At 65.3% G+C, this 14,411-nt stretch carries 14 protein-coding genes; 12 read left to right on the forward strand and 2 right to left on the reverse strand.

Translation table 11 applies throughout. The annotated features are described in order from the left end of the window. Window positions 1-15: 15 nt before the first annotated feature. A complete protein-coding gene (rpsI, locus tag POR01S_RS20045) occupies window positions 16-408 on the forward strand; it encodes a 30S ribosomal protein S9 (protein ID WP_007160608.1) in 393 nt (130 codons plus the stop codon). A gap of 599 nt (window positions 409-1,007) precedes the next feature. On the opposite strand, the gene rne is transcribed toward rpsI, so the two are convergent. After that, a complete protein-coding gene (rne, locus tag POR01S_RS20050; protein WP_081875244.1) occupies window positions 1,008-4,298 on the reverse strand; it encodes a ribonuclease E in 3,291 nt (1,096 codons plus the stop codon). 705 nt (window positions 4,299-5,003) lie between these two features. Here rne and rluC point away from each other — a divergent pair. From rluC to sppA, 3 genes are read left to right on the forward strand one after another with little or no spacing between them, the layout of a single operon-like run. Further along, window positions 5,004-5,957, forward strand: a complete 954-nt coding sequence (rluC, locus tag POR01S_RS20060) for a 23S rRNA pseudouridine(955/2504/2580) synthase RluC (RefSeq protein ID WP_007160606.1) — start codon at window positions 5,004-5,006, stop codon at window positions 5,955-5,957. After that, window positions 5,950-6,636: an HAD-IIIA family hydrolase gene (locus POR01S_RS20065; protein ID WP_042137950.1), complete on the forward strand. Its 687-nt coding sequence runs from the start codon at window positions 5,950-5,952 to the stop codon at window positions 6,634-6,636. The genes rluC and POR01S_RS20065 overlap by 8 nt, the downstream gene beginning before the upstream one ends. Next, window positions 6,629-7,621, forward strand: coding sequence for a signal peptide peptidase SppA (sppA, locus tag POR01S_RS20070; protein WP_007160604.1), 993 nt, complete (start codon window positions 6,629-6,631; stop codon window positions 7,619-7,621). Before POR01S_RS20065 ends, sppA begins: the two co-directional genes overlap by 8 nt. Window positions 7,622-7,639: 18 nt before the next feature. On the opposite strand, the gene POR01S_RS20075 is transcribed toward sppA, so the two are convergent. Next, on the reverse strand, window positions 7,640-8,218 hold the full coding sequence (locus tag POR01S_RS20075) for a Maf family protein (RefSeq protein WP_027601557.1): 579 nt from the start codon (window positions 8,216-8,218) through the stop codon (window positions 7,640-7,642). A gap of 99 nt (window positions 8,219-8,317) precedes the next feature. Here POR01S_RS20075 and POR01S_RS23530 point away from each other — a divergent pair, with 99 nt between their 5' ends. The 8 genes from POR01S_RS23530 to pabC all read left to right on the forward strand — a co-directional run bounded on the left by POR01S_RS23530 (window position 8,318) and on the right by pabC (window position 14,409). Beyond that, window positions 8,318-8,845 carry a YceD family protein gene (locus POR01S_RS23530; protein WP_027599034.1) on the forward strand — a complete coding sequence of 176 codons (528 nt, stop codon included), beginning with the start codon at window positions 8,318-8,320 and terminating at the stop codon, window positions 8,843-8,845. 10 nt (window positions 8,846-8,855) lie between these two features. Next, window positions 8,856-9,038: a 50S ribosomal protein L32 gene (gene rpmF, locus POR01S_RS20085; RefSeq protein WP_007160601.1), complete on the forward strand. Its 183-nt coding sequence runs from the start codon at window positions 8,856-8,858 to the stop codon at window positions 9,036-9,038. A 6-nt stretch (window positions 9,039-9,044) separates the two neighbouring features. Further along, a complete protein-coding gene (plsX, locus tag POR01S_RS20090; protein ID WP_420893627.1) occupies window positions 9,045-10,034 on the forward strand; it encodes a phosphate acyltransferase PlsX in 990 nt (329 codons plus the stop codon). Window positions 10,035-10,116: 82 nt separating this feature from the next. Next, on the forward strand, window positions 10,117-11,052 hold the full coding sequence (gene fabD, locus POR01S_RS20095; RefSeq protein WP_007160599.1) for an ACP S-malonyltransferase: 936 nt from the start codon (window positions 10,117-10,119) through the stop codon (window positions 11,050-11,052). A gap of 15 nt (window positions 11,053-11,067) precedes the next feature. Then, a complete protein-coding gene (gene fabG / locus POR01S_RS20100; protein ID WP_007160598.1) occupies window positions 11,068-11,811 on the forward strand; it encodes a 3-oxoacyl-ACP reductase FabG in 744 nt (247 codons plus the stop codon). 167 nt (window positions 11,812-11,978) lie between these two features. Next, window positions 11,979-12,215 (forward strand): acyl carrier protein, encoded by a 237-nt coding sequence (gene acpP / locus POR01S_RS20105; protein WP_007160597.1) that lies wholly within the window; start codon window positions 11,979-11,981, stop codon window positions 12,213-12,215. Window positions 12,216-12,352: 137 nt separating this feature from the next. Next, window positions 12,353-13,597 (forward strand): beta-ketoacyl-ACP synthase II, encoded by a 1,245-nt coding sequence (fabF, locus tag POR01S_RS20110; protein ID WP_007160596.1) that lies wholly within the window; start codon window positions 12,353-12,355, stop codon window positions 13,595-13,597. Continuing rightward, entirely contained in the window at window positions 13,597-14,409 is an 813-nt protein-coding gene (gene pabC, locus POR01S_RS20115; protein WP_169853389.1) for an aminodeoxychorismate lyase, read from the forward strand. The genes fabF and pabC overlap by 1 nt, the downstream gene beginning before the upstream one ends. Window positions 14,410-14,411: the final 2 nt, after the last annotated feature.

A 14,411-nucleotide genomic window follows, 5' to 3' on the forward strand; every position in this document is an offset into this window, starting at 1 on the left:
TCGGGATAGTACAACATGTCGGCAACTCAAAATTACGGTACCGGCCGTCGTAAGACTGCCACCGCTCGTGTCTTCCTCCGTCCGGGCACTGGCAAGATCTCCATCAACGATCGCGCTCTGGACACCTTCTTCGGTCGCGAGACCGCGCGCATGGTCGTGCGTCAGCCCCTCGAGCTGACCGAGACCCTGGAGAAGTTCGACGTCTACGTTACCGTCGCTGGCGGTGGTGTGAGCGGTCAGGCCGGTGCTATCCGTCACGGCATCACCCGTGCGCTGATCGAGTACGACGAAGGCTACCGCAGCTCCCTGCGCAAAGCCGGTTACGTCACTCGTGACGCCCGTGAAGTCGAGCGTAAGAAAGTCGGTCTGCGCAAAGCGCGTAAGCGTCCGCAGTACTCCAAGCGTTAATCCTTCGGGATACGCTCGAAAAACCCAGCCAAGCGGCTGGGTTTTTTTATGCCTGGGATTTTTCGGCGAAGGGGGGTGCAGGGCCAATGGTGTGGGTTCGCCGCCAAAGGTCGGCAGTCAGGTATCCGCCGAGCGTTGGGCTTCGCTACGCTCGGCGCCAACCTGCGTCGATTCCCATGGGTACCGTAGGTTGGGTTGAGGCAGCTCCACCGCCGAAGCCCAGCAATCAGCCCATCTCACCCTTTATTGGGCTTCGCCACGCTCAGCGCCAACCTACGTCGATTCCCTCGGGCACCGTAGGTTGGGTTGAGGCAACTCCACCGGCGAAGCCCAACAATCAGCCCATCTCCCCGTGTTGGGCTTCGCTACGCTCGGCGCCAACCTACGTCGATTCCCTGGGCCCGTAGATTGGGTTGCGGCAGCTCCACCGCCGAAGCCCAACCAGGCAGGCCTTTATCGCGGGCAGGGCTTCAGTGCGTAGAGGGCTAGCCTGTATCGATCTATCGGGACCGGCTCGTCACCCTCGGTGCGCCATGCCCACTCGAATTCGAGGCATAAAAAAGGGGCGCCTAGGCGCCCCTTTTCATGGCTGGCGGAGATCAGCCGGGATGGTTTTCCCGCGACTCCTTGAGCTTGCGATCGAGTTCGGCCTGGGTGGCTTCATCCTCTTTCACCGCATCGGCCTTGGGGGCCTCTGCAGGGGTGTCGGCTTCGCCAGTCAGGGCGACGGTAGCCGCTTCTTCCTGCGCAGGGCTGGGCACGATTTCCACGGGCTCTTCCACCACGATCGGCGCCGATTCGGCTTCGGCTGCAGGCAGCTCTTCAGCGATCGGGGCTGGCTGGGCTTCGGGCGTCTGTTGCGGCTCGACGGTACCTACCGCCGCGGTGGCGAAGGTTTCCTCGGTTTCTGCAATGGCACCCAGGCCAGGGGTCTGAGCGTCCTGCTCGGCCTGCTTGGCGCGTGCCGCTTCGGCTTCACGTGCCAGGCGCTCGCGACGACGGCGCTCACGCGGATCGTTGGAGGCGCGACCGGCAGCCGATTCCGCAGCTTCGGTCTCGACCGGTGCCGCGGGAATGGGCGCGGTGGCCGTTACCGGAGCGGTCTGCTCGACCACCGGCGTGGTGATCTCGACTTCCTGGTGCGGCGCACGCTCGTCCTGCAGCTGGCTCACCTGGGGGGTGAGGATCTCCGGCTGGGCAGGGGCGTCCGCTGCGGGCTGCTCCATTGCAGCCTCCTGGGTGGCTTCGGTGGCGGCCGGGGTTTCGGCGATGGCTGCCGACTCCTGCTGGCGAACGTCACGAACCTCTTCCTGGGTGGCAATGGCGGTCACGCTTTCGCTGACCACGACGGCGGTACCCAGGGCGACCGCGGCCGGTGCGACAGGGGTGTCGGTGGCTGCAGTACCTTGCTCTTCGTCTTCGATGAAGTTGCCGTTGGCATCACGCTGACGCTCGCGACGGTTGCTGCGACGACGCTGGCCGCGGGAACGGCGACGCGGACGCTCTTCGCCTTCTTCCAGCTCTTCGTTGCCTTCCAGCACCTCTTCTTCGTTCAGCTCTTCGGCGCTGGCCGCTTCCTGGCGCTCTTCGCGGGCCTTGCGTTCTTCGCGCGGCTGACGCTCTTCACGCGGCTTGCGCTCTTCACGCGGCTGACGCTCTTCGCGAGCCGGACGCTCTTCAGCGCTCACGCGCTCTTCGCGGGGTTGACGCTCCTCACGAGGTTGACGCTCTTCGCGGGGCTGACGCTCTTCACGCGGCTGGCGCTCTTCGCGAGTGGCACGCTCCTCGCGGGGCTGACGCTCCTCGCGCGGTTGACGCTCCTCGCGGGGCTGGCGTTCTTCGCGCGGTTGGCGCTCTTCGCGATTGGCGCGCTCTTCGCGGGGTTGACGCTCCTCGCGAGCCGGGCGGTCTTCACGAACCTGACGCTCTTCGCGCGGCTGGCGCTCTTCACGCGGCTTGCGCTCTTCGCGGGCCGGGCGCTCGCTGCGCTCGCCGCGATCGGCGCGCGGCTGGCGTTCTTCACGCGGCTTGCGCTCGTCGTCACGGCGGCCTTCACGGCGGCGATTCTGCTGACGACCGTTGCGGCGCTCGTCCTGGCGACGCTGCTCGTCGCTGCTCTTGGGCGCTTCCGGAGTGGCAGCGGTCTTCTCGACCATGGGCTGCTCTTCGGTCTTGCCGGCGAACAGGCTGACCAGGGACTTCACCAGACCCTTGAACAGGTTCGGCTCGGCGGTGGTTTTGGCGGCAGGGGCAGCAGGAGCGACCACTTCGGCGGCGACCGGGGTGGGGGCCGGTGCGCGCTCAGGCGCCACCTTCACGGCCGCTTCCTGGCGCACCAGGGTACGGGTGGAGCTGACCGGCTGCACCTCTTCGGCTTCGGTGTTGGCCATCTCGTAGCTGGACTGGCTGTTCAGCAGCTCGGGATTGTCGTCACGCAGACGCTGCACTTCGAAGTGCGGGGTCTCGATGTGATCGTCCGGCAGGATGATGATGCGCACGCGGGTGCGCAGCTCGATCTTGGTGATGCTGTTGCGCTTCTCGTTGAGCAGGAAGGACGCCACCTGGATGGGTACGTGGGCGCGCACCTCGGCGGTGCGATCCTTGAGGGCTTCTTCCTCGATCAGGCGCAGGATGGCCAGCGACAGGGATTCCACGTCGCGGATGATGCCCTGGCCGTTGCAACGGGGGCAGACGATGCCGCTGGTTTCGCGCAGGGAAGGGCGCAGGCGCTGGCGGGACATTTCCAGCAGACCGAAGCGGGAGATGCGACCGATCTGCACGCGGGCGCGGTCGGCTTCCAGGGCTTCGCGGACGCGATCTTCCACGGCGCGCTGGTTCTTGACCGGGGTCATGTCGATGAAGTCGATGACGATCAGGCCGCCTATGTCGCGCAGACGCAGCTGACGGGCGATTTCCTCGGCCGCTTCCAGGTTGGTCTGCAGGGCGGTTTCTTCGATGTCGCCACCCTTGGTGGCGCGCGCCGAGTTGATGTCGATGGACACCAGGGCCTCGGTGGGATCGATGACGATGGAGCCGCCGGACGGCAGCTTCACTTCACGCTGGAAGGCGGTCTCGATCTGGCTTTCGATCTGGAAGCGATTGAACAGCGGGACACTGTCCTGATAGAGCTTGATCTTGCTGGCGTACTGCGGCATCACCTGACGGATGAAGCTCAGGGCTTCTTCCTGGGCTTCGACGCTGTCGACCAGGACTTCACCGATGTCCTGACGCAGGTAGTCGCGGATGGCGCGGATGATGACGTTGCTTTCCTGATAGATCAGGAAGGGGCCCTTGCGCTCACCCGAGGCTTCGGTGATGGCGGACCAGAGTTGCAGCAGGTAATCGAGGTCCCACTGCAGTTCTTCGGTGCTGCGGCCCAGGCCGGCGGTGCGTACGATCAGGCCCATGTCGCCCGGGGCGTTCAGGCCGTTCAGGGCTTCGCGCAGTTCGTTGCGCTCTTCACCCTCGATGCGACGGGAGATGCCGCCGGCACGGGGATTGTTGGGCATCAGCACCAGGTAGCGACCGGCGAGGCTGATGAAGGTGGTCAGGGCGGCGCCCTTGTTGCCGCGCTCTTCCTTTTCGACCTGGACGACTACTTCCTGGCCTTCGGAGAGCACTTCCTTGATGTTGACGCGGCCTTCCGGGTTCTTCTTGAAGTATTCCCGGGAGATTTCCTTCAGCGGGAGGAAGCCGTGGCGATCGGCGCCGAAGTCGACGAAGGCGGCTTCCAGACTGGGTTCGATGCGGGTGATGCGGCCTTTGTAGATGTTGGCCTTTTTCTGTTCGCGGGCTCCGGACTCGATGTCCAGGTCGAACAGCCGTTGACCGTCGACCAGGGCAACCCGCAATTCCTCGGGCTGGGTCGCGTTGATGAGCATTCTCTTCATGTAATACCACTACGTTCCGGGCTCTCGGCCCGCAGGGTGGCAACAGGATTCAAGAGAAGGGTGCACGGGGTCGTATCGAAGCCGGGCAAAGCCGGCCTTCGTGTCCAGCAGCAGGCCCTGGGGCGTGCCGCGACTACGTCTCCTGCAGGCGCTTGAGCGACTGCCGTTGCAGCTCCACAGGAGGAGGAATCAACCAGGCATGGTGCGGGCGTGACAGCCGAAAGGCTCGGGCAGCCGGGTCGTCGCGGGATTCGTGTCAGGTGTCGCTCGGTTGGAGCATCGGCCGTTGGCCTTGAGGCTTCCACCTGCGATCGTCACCTTGGCCGAAGCTGGGCGCGAAGCGGGCTGCAGGCGTACTGTCAGGCTACGCGATACGCTGGTTGTGCATCTCCATCCTGCACACAATCTTCAGGAATCAGGTGCCGCCCGCAAGGTCCGGAGCGGTTGTCGTTTTACAGCTGGCACCCTGGGTGCCGCTGCCTTGGTTACCAGGCGGATCGCAGATCGCCACTCACCCCCTTGGGCAGAGTCGGCGTTCTGCTGGACGGCCAGACGTCCAGTGACTATTGCATTTGCAGCCTATATTCGCGGGCGGAATCTACGGCCTCGCGAGCGGTGCCATCCAGACAGGACTGATAACCGCCTCCGGACTATAGCAGCAAGCTTTAAGTGCTTCAAATAAGGGAAAATTGCTATCATCTGCCGATGACTAAGCCTCCTTCTCCCAGCACCGGCGTTCAATTGCTCGACGTGCCTGCCGACTATGCCGGCCAGCGCATCGACAACTTCCTGCGTACCCACCTCAAGGGTGCGCCCAAGACCCTCATCTATCGCATCCTGCGCAAAGGCGAAGTGCGGGTGAACAAGGGCCGCATCAAGCCCGACTACCGCCTGCAGGCCGGCGACCAGATCCGCGTACCGCCCCTGCGTCTGTCCGAGCCCGACGAGCCTGCACCCCTGGCCAGGGGCCTGCTCGAGCGCCTGGAGGATTCCATCGTCCACGAGGACAAGGCCCTCATCGTCATCAACAAGCCGGCCGGTATCGCCGTGCACGGCGGTAGTGGCCTGTCCGGTGGGGTCATCGAGGTCTTTCGTCAACTGCGTCCCGACGCCCGCGACATCGAGCTGGTCCATCGTCTCGACCGGGATACCTCCGGGCTGCTGATGATCGCCAAGAAGCGCAGCATGCTGCGCTTCCTGCACGAGGCCCTGCGCGGCGACGGCGTCGATAAGCGCTATCACGCCCTGGTGCGCGGCCATTGGCCGGCGGCCAAGAAGAAGATCAGCGCGCCCCTGCTTAAGAATACCCTCAGATCCGGTGAGCGCATGGTCGAGGTCAATGACGAAGGCAAGGAGGCGCTCACCGAATTCCGCGTGCTGCGGCGCTATGGCGAATTCGCCACCCTGGTCGAGGCGCGGCCGGTGACCGGGCGTACCCACCAGATCCGCGTCCATGCCCGCCACGCCGGGCACGCCATCGCCGGCGATCCCAAATACGGCGACGAAGACTTCTCCCAGGAGATTCGCGAGCTGGGCGGCAAGCGGCTGTTCCTGCACTCGGCGAGTCTGGTGATTCCGCTGCCCGAAGGCGGCGAGTTGCGACTGGAAGCGCCGGTCGACAGCACCTGGAGTCAGACGCTGGAGCGTCTGGATGCCTGAATACCAGCTGCTGATCTTCGACTGGGACGGCACCCTGGCGGATTCCATCGGCCGGATTGTCGAGGTGATGCACGTGGCGGCCGAGCAGCTGGGCTTGCCACCGCGCAGCGACGTGGCCGTCAAGGGCATCATCGGCCTGGAGCTGGTCGCGGCCATCCAGACGCTCTATCCGCATCTGGTCACTCCGGCGCAGATCGAGGGCTTTCGCGATGCCTACAGCGCCGAATTCGTCCGTCGCGAACAGCAGGCGTCGCCTCTGTTTCCCGAGGTGCTGAGCGGGCTGCAGCGCTTTCGCGCCCTGGGTTACCAGCTGGCCGTGGCGACGGGTAAGAGCCGGCGCGGCCTGGCCCGTTCGCTGCAGCAGCATGGCCTGAGCGAGTTCTTCGACATCACCCGTTGCGCCGACGAGGCCGCCGGCAAGCCCGATCCGCAAATGGTCGAGGAGATTCTCGCCCATTGCCGCGTGGCGCCGGAGCGCGCCCTGCTGATCGGGGATGCGGTGTTCGACCTGGAAATGGCCCGTCGCGCCGGGGTCGCTGCGGTCGGGGTGGCCTATGGTGCCCAGCCGGCCGAGGTGCTGAGGGATTTCGGGCCGCGCCTGGTGATCGAAGCTTTCGCGGACCTGGCGCTATGGCTGGGTGACAACGTTGTGGTCAGGAGTGAGGTTGGGCATGGCTGACGAGTGGAAGGAAGACAGCGGACGTACGCGTCCGGCGGACGACAAGACCTGGGCCCTGATCGAGAAGACCATGCTCGCCAGCGTGCGCGAGCAGCGGCGGGCGCGGCGCTGGGGCATCTTTTTCAAGCTGCTGACCTTCGCCTACCTGATCGTCATGCTGGTGCTGTTCACGCCCCTGCTGTCGCTGGGCAAGAAGGGTGGGGTGACCGAGTCCGGCGCCCATACCGCGCTCATCGAACTCAAGGGCGTGATCGCCGACGACGAGAAGGCCAGTGCCGACAATGTGGTCACGGCCCTGCGCAAGGCCTTCGACGACAGCAACACCCGTGGCGTGGTGCTGCGCATCAACAGTCCGGGCGGCAGTCCGGTGCAATCCGGCTACATCTATGACGAGATCAAGCGCCTGCGCGGTCTGCATCCGGATATCAAGCTGTATGCGGTGATCACCGACCTGGGGGCCTCCGGCGCCTACTATGTGGCCAGCGCGGCCGACGCCATCTATGCCGACAAGGCCAGTCTGGTCGGCTCCATCGGCGTGACGGCGGCTTCCTTCGGTTTCGTCGGCACCATGGAAAAGCTGGGTGTGGAGCGCCGGGTCTACACCTCGGGCGAACACAAGGCCTTCCTCGATCCCTTCCAGCCGCAAAAGCCGGAAGAGACCCGATTCTGGCAGCAGGTGCTGGATACCACCCATCAGCAGTTCATCGACAGCGTCAAGAAGGGGCGTGGCGACCGGCTCAAGGTCGAGGGTCATCCGGAGCTGTTCTCCGGGCTGGTCTGGTCCGGCGAGCAGGCGCTGTCCCTGGGGCTGATCGATGGCCTCGGCAGCGCCAGCTATGTGGCGCGCGATGTGGTCAAGGAAGAGCGCCTGGTCGACTACACCCAGGAAGACTCGCCCTTCGACCGTTTCGCTAAGCGCCTGGGCGCCAGTGTCGCCGAGCGCCTGGCGCTCTACATGGGCTGGCAGGGTCCGGCGTTGCGCTAGGGCGACAGCCTGCAGGTCTCAAGGGACCTGCAGGCCAGCCTCCCGCAGCAGTGCGGCGAGGCGGATGAGGGGGAGGCCGATCAGGCTGGTCGGGTCGTCCCCCTGCATGGCCTCGAACAAGGCGATGCCCAGGCCCTCGGCCTTGAAGCTGCCGGCGCAATCGTAGGGCTGTTCCGCCAGCAGGTAGCGGTCGATGGTCGCAGCCTCGAGCGGGCGAAAGCGCACCTGGAAATCCACCACCTCGCTGCGGCACTCCCCGGTGCGGCTGTCCAGCACGGCCAGTCCGGTATGGAACACCAGGGTGCGACCGCTGGCCCGGGCCAGTTGCTGCCGGGCTCGCTCATGGGTCAGGGGCTTGCCGAGAATCTCGCCGTCGATGGCGGTCGCCTGGTCCGAGCCGATGATCAGGGTCGGCTCCGGCTGGTCGGCCAGGGCAGCGGCCTTGGCCCGGGCCAGGCGCTCCACCAGCGCCCTCGGGCTCTCGCCGGGCCACGGCGTTTCGTCGATGTCCGGCGATTGATGAGCGAAGGGCAGCTGGAGTCTTTCCAGCAATTGGCGGCGGTAAGGCGAGCTGGAAGCGAGTAGAATGAGAGGCATCAGTTTGTTCTCGGGCGAGATCGACCAGAGGTCGGTCGGAGTCGCTTCGGGGTTAATTTCCTTTGACAGCCGTAAGGCCGTCCCTATAATGGCGCGCTTATGTTGAATGGGCCAATTCCACCTCAGGTCGATCCTCGCAAATTGGCGGATCGCGGCGTAACCCTAAAGGGTGAGCTGCCTCTCGCGAACATGCGGCGTGTCGGCGAGCAGCTCGTGAAGTCCGAAGGCGCGGTAGCCGTCGTCCTCGACTTCGGGCGTGATCAACAGCGGCAGTTCGTCATCCACGGTGTCCTCGATACCGCGGTCGAGATGATCTGCCAGCGTTGTCTGGAGCCGGCAGTGCTTCCCATCCACAGCGAATTCGATTTCGCCGTGCTCTGGGAGGGGCAGTCGGCCGATGCCTTGCCACAGGGTTACGATGCCCTGGAGGTTGGCGAAGATCCGCTGGATCTGCATAGCCTGATCGAAGAAGAGCTGTTGCTCGCTCTGCCGATCATCCCTGTGCATCCGGAAGGGGATTGCCAGCATCCGGAAGGTTTCGAGGCGCCCGAAGAGCCGGCGGACGAGGAAAAGCGACCCAACCCGTTCAGTGTACTTGCGCAGTTGAAGCGTGACCCAAACGTTTAGGAGTTAAATCATGGCTGTTCAGCAGAACAAAAAATCCCGTTCCGCTCGCGACATGCGTCGTTCGCACGACGCCCTCGAAGCGAACGCTCTGTCCGTGGAAAAGAGCACCGGTGAAGTTCACCTGCGCCACCACGTGTCGCCCGACGGTTTCTACCGCGGTCGCAAAGTGATCGACAAGGGTTCCGACGAGTAATCCTCGATCGAAATCGTCATCGCGATCGATGCAATGGGCGGGGACTTCGGTCCCCGCTGCATTGTTCCTGCTTCATTAGACGCTCTCGAGCGTTTCCCCGCCCTACATCTTCTCCTCTGTGGTCAGCGCGACGCCCTGTCGGCCTGGTCACCGCCTGCCTCCCTCGCCAATCGCCTGCAGTTCGACTACGTCGATGCCCTTGTCGGGCCCGATGAACGCCCCGCTGCCGTGGTGCGGAGTCGTACCCGGACGTCCATGCATGCTGCGCTCGACGCGGTCCGGCAGGGGCGTGCCCAGGGCTGCCTGAGCGCCGGCAATACCGGGGCCTGGATGGCGCTCGCGCGACAGCTGCTGGGGACGCTGCCGGACATCGATCGCCCCGCGATGATGTCGGCGTTGCCTGGACGGGGAGAGCACCAGACGCTGCTGCTCGATCTCGGCGCCAATCTCGACAGCTCTGCCGAACAGCTGGTGCAATTCGCCTATCTGGGGGCGGGTGCGGCCCAGGCGCGTGGCCTGGTGCGGCCAAGGGTCGCGCTACTCAATGTCGGGCGCGAACCGGGCAAGGGCACGCCGGTGATCCAGGAGGCGGCACGGCGCCTCGCCCAGAGTCAGGCCTTCGACTTCATCGGCTTCGTCGAGGGCAGCGATCTCTATGCCGCCGTCGCGGACGTGGTGGTCTGCGATGGCTTCACCGGCAATGCGGTGCTCAAGTCCGGCGAGGCGCTGCTGCGCCTGCTGGTCGAGCGCAGCGGCACGGCCTCCTGGCTCGAGCGTCAGTTGCTGCAGCGCTGGCTGGCCCGGCGTTTCCGCCACTGGGATCCGGAGCTGCGCAACGGCGCGAGCTTTCTCGGCCTGAATGCGGTGGTGGTGAAAAGCCATGGCGCGGCAGGCGAAGTCGGTCTCGTTCAGGCCATCGAGCGCGCCCTGCGCGACGTGGAGACTGATCTCCCCGGGCGGATCCGGTTAAACTTGGCGGCTCTGAAAGCGGTGTGACCGACCGGTCGACACCGACATCTCAGTCTGTCAGTGGCGGAACCGCGGTTTCGCCAGCAATGGACCTACAAGAGACCTGCCTATGTCTGCCTCTCTCGCTTTCGTCTTTCCCGGTCAGGGCTCCCAGGCCCTGGGCATGCTGGGTGAGCTGGCCACGCACCACGCACTGATCGGCGAAACCTTCGCCGAGGCCTCCGCCGTCCTCGGCTACGACCTCTGGGCGCTGACCCAGCAGGGCCCGCAGGAGTCGCTCAACCAGACCGACCGTACCCAGCCCGCCATCCTGACCGCCTCCATCGCGCTGTGGCGTCTGTGGCTGGCCGAGGGCGGCGCCAAGCCGGCCTATGTCGCCGGGCACAGCCTGGGCGAATACTCGGCACTGGTCGCCGCGGGCAGCCTGCCGTTCGCCGAGGCGGTACGCCTGGTGGCGCGCCGGGGTGAGCTGATGCAGCAGGCGGTGCCGGCCGGGCAGGGCGGCATGGCCGCCATCCTCGGTCTGGAAGACGCCCAGGTGCTGGCCGCCTGTGCCGAAGCCGCTCAGGGCGAGGTCGTCAGCGCAGTCAACTTCAATGCTCCCGGTCAGGTAGTGATCGCCGGTGCCGCCGCGGCGGTGGAGCGCGCCATCGAGGCCTGCAAGGCCTTGGGCGCCAAGCGCGCCGTGGCCCTGCCGGTCAGCGTGCCCTCCCACTGCGAACTGATGCGCCCGGCGGCCGAGCGCTTCGCCGAGGACGTGCGTGGCTGCACTTGGAGCCAGCCGCAGATTCCGGTGGTGCAGAACGTCAATGCCGGCGTCAACACCGACCTGGACAGTCTCCAGCAGGATCTGCTGGCCCAGCTGTACAGCCCGGTGCGCTGGGTCGAATCCGTGCAGTACTTGGCGGCCCAGGGCGTCACCCACCTGGTGGAGTGCGGCCCCGGCAAGGTGCTGGCCGGTCTGAACAAGAGATGCGTCAAGGGCGTGGAAACGCTGGCCCTGGACACCCCCGACGCCTTCGCCGCCGCTCGCGCGGCTTTTTGAATCGAGGAAAACGAGATGAGTCTGCAAGGTAAGGTCGCCCTGGTCACGGGCGCTACCCGTGGTATCGGTCAAGCCATCGCCCTGGAACTGGGTCGGCTGGGCGCCACCGTGATCGGCACCGCGACCAGCGAGGCGGGCGCCCAGCGCATCGCCGAGTCGCTCAAGGCCAACGGCATCGAAGGCACCGGCCTGGTGCTCAACGTGTCCGACAACGCCTCCGTCGCGGCCGCCCTCGAGCAGGTCCAGACCCAGTTCGGCGCCCCGTCCATCCTGGTCAACAACGCCGGCATCACCCGCGACAACCTGATGCTGCGGATGAAGGACGATGAGTGGTTCGACGTGATCGATACCAACCTCAACAGCCTGTTCCGCCTGTCCAAGGCCGTGCTCAAGGGCATGACCAAGGGCCGCTGGGGTCGCATCGTCAGCATCGGCTCGGTGGTGGGTGCCATGGGCAACGCCGGCCAGGCCAACTATGCCGCCGCCAAGGCCGGTCTCGAGGGCTTCACCCGGGCACTGGCCCGCGAGGTGGGTTCGCGCAACATCACCGTCAACGCCGTGGCTCCGGGTTTCATCGACACCGACATGACCCGTGAACTGCCGGAAGCCCAGCGCACCGCGCTGCTGACCCAGATCCCGGCCGGTCGCCTCGGCCAGGCCGATGAGATCGCCAAGGTGGTCGGCTTCCTGGCGGGCGAGGGCGCGGCCTATGTGACCGGCGCCACGATCCCCGTCAACGGCGGAATGTACATGAGCTGACCGGCGTTACCCCCGCGCGGCTATTGCGCTAAGCTGGTAAACTGTCGGACCAGCAATGGCCGCGCATACGTCTTGATGTCGCGTCAGCTTGAAATACGGAAATCCCTTTCTATACACTTACGCGCAATCCGTTGTGCGGATTTTTCCTTTAGGAGTGAGAACACGGTATGAGCACCATCGAAGAACGCGTTAAGAAGATCGTCGCTGAGCAGCTCGGCGTGAAGGAAGAGGAAGTTACCAACAGCGCTTCCTTCGTCGAGGATCTGGGCGCCGACTCCCTTGACACCGTCGAACTGGTGATGGCTCTGGAAGAGGAATTCGAGACCGAAATCCCGGACGAGCAGGCTGAGAAGATCACCACCGTCCAGGAAGCTATCGACTACATCGTTGCTCACCAGCAATAAGTAGTCGCCAGTTTCGGACACAAGAAGCCGCACGTCCTGTAGGGCGTGCGGCTTTTCTTTAGGTCCAAGGTCAAGATCGATGGAATCGGCTTTTTTTAAGAGGGGTGGCCGCCCCGGAAGGACAAGAGGAGTTGGGTGTGTCGCGTAGACGTGTCGTGATCACGGGTATGGGCATGGTATCGCCGCTTGGTGCCGATGTGGCGAGCAGCTGGGAAGGCATCCTGGCCGGTCGCAGCGGTATCGCGCCGATCGAGCATATGGACGTCTCTGCCTTCAGCACGCGGATCGGCGGATCGGTCAAGGGATTCGACGTGGAGCAGTACCTGTCCGCGAAGGAAGCCCGCAAGCTGGATCTGTTCATCCAATACGGTCTCGCTGCCAGCTTCCAGGCCATGCGTGACAGCGGTCTCGAGATCAACGATGGCAATCGCGAGCGCGTGGGTGTCGCCATGGGTTCCGGCATCGGTGGACTGACCAATATCGAGGCGAATTGCCAGTCGCTGCTCGCCCAGGGTCCACGCCGTATTTCTCCCTTTTTCGTACCGGGCTCCATCATCAATATGGTGTCCGGCTTCCTGTCGATCCATCTGGGTCTGCAGGGTCCCAACTATGCCATCGCCACCGCCTGTACCACGGCGACGCACTGCATCGGCATGGCGGCGCGCAACATCGCCTACGGTGAGGCCGATGCCATGGTCGCCGGCGGTTCGGAGATGGCGACCTCGGGTCTGGGTCTGGGCGGCTTCGGCGCGGCGCGTGCCCTGTCGACCCGCAATGACGATCCGACCCGTGCCAGCCGTCCCTGGGATCGCGACCGTGACGGCTTCGTGCTGTCCGATGGCGCCGGCGCCCTGGTGCTGGAAGAGTACGAGCACGCCAAGGCGCGGGGCGCCCGCATCTATGCCGAGCTGATCGGTTTCGGCATGAGCGCGGACGCCTTCCACATGACCGCCCCGCCGGAAGACGGCGCCGGTGCCGCGCGCTGCATGAAGGCGACCCTCAAGGACGCCGGTATCGCGCCGGAAGCGGTCGATTACGTCAATGCCCATGGCACCTCCACGCCGGCCGGCGACCTGGCTGAAGTGGCGGCCCTGAAGCAGGTGTTCGGCGAGCAGGCCAAGCGCCTGAGCGTGAGTTCGACCAAGTCCATGACCGGTCACCTGCTGGGTGCCGCCGGCGCGGTGGAGGCCATCTTCACGGTGCTCGCCCTGCGCGATCAGGTGGCGCCGCCCACCATCAATCTGGACAATCCCAGCGACGGCTGCGATCTGGACTTCGTGCCCCACGAGGCGCGGCAGCGGCCCATCGAAGTGGCCCTGTCCAACTCGTTCGGCTTTGGTGGCACCAACGGCAGTCTGGTGTTCCGGCGCTTCGACGCTTGATCCAGGACTGGCTCAATGGCCAACCGCTGGATCCCGGTCTGCAACGCGACCGGGGTCTGGCCTATGGCGATGGGCTGTTCGAGACCATCGCGGTTCGCCGGGGCCAGCCACGTCTGTTGGACCGTCATCTACAGCGGCTGGCCACCGGTTGCCAGCGACTGCGCCTTCCCTGCGATGTCGCTCAGCTGGACGCGGAGATCCGCGCCTATGCGGCGCTGCTGGGGGAGGGCGTCGCCAAGCTGCTGCTCACCCGTGGTGACGGCCTGCGCGGGTATGCCCCGCCAGCCGAGCCCGAGGTGCGGCGCCTGTTGCTGGGCTCTCCCGTCCCGGCCTATCCGGCGGCCCATGCCATCGAGGGCATCGACCTCTATCCCTGCACCACCCGCCTGGCCCGTCAGCCGTTGCTGGCCGGACTCAAGCACCTGAATCGACTCGAGCAGGTCCTGGCGCGGGGGGAGTGGAATGACCCCCGCTATGCCGAAGGCCTGATGCTGGATCAGGACGGCAGGCCGATCGAGGGCGTGTTCAGCAATCTGTTCCTGGTCCGCGCCGGGCGGCTGCTGACCCCCGCGCTGGAGGGCTGTGGCGTGGCCGGCGTGCTGCGCGGTCTGCTGCTCGATGTCGCTGCCCGAGAAGGCATCCAGACCGAGGTCCTGCCGCTGACGCTGGACGATCTGCTGGCGGCCGACGAAGTTTTCATCTGCAACAGCCAGTACGGTATCTGGCCCGTGCGCCGGTACGCAGCCGCGAACTGGTCCGTGGGGCCGGTGACCCGTAAACTGCAAGGTTCGATAAACGAGATTCTGGAATAGCC

Source organism: Pseudomonas oryzihabitans NBRC 102199 (assembly GCF_000730625.1).
Classification (GTDB): Bacteria; Pseudomonadota; Gammaproteobacteria; order Pseudomonadales; family Pseudomonadaceae; genus Chryseomonas; species Chryseomonas oryzihabitans.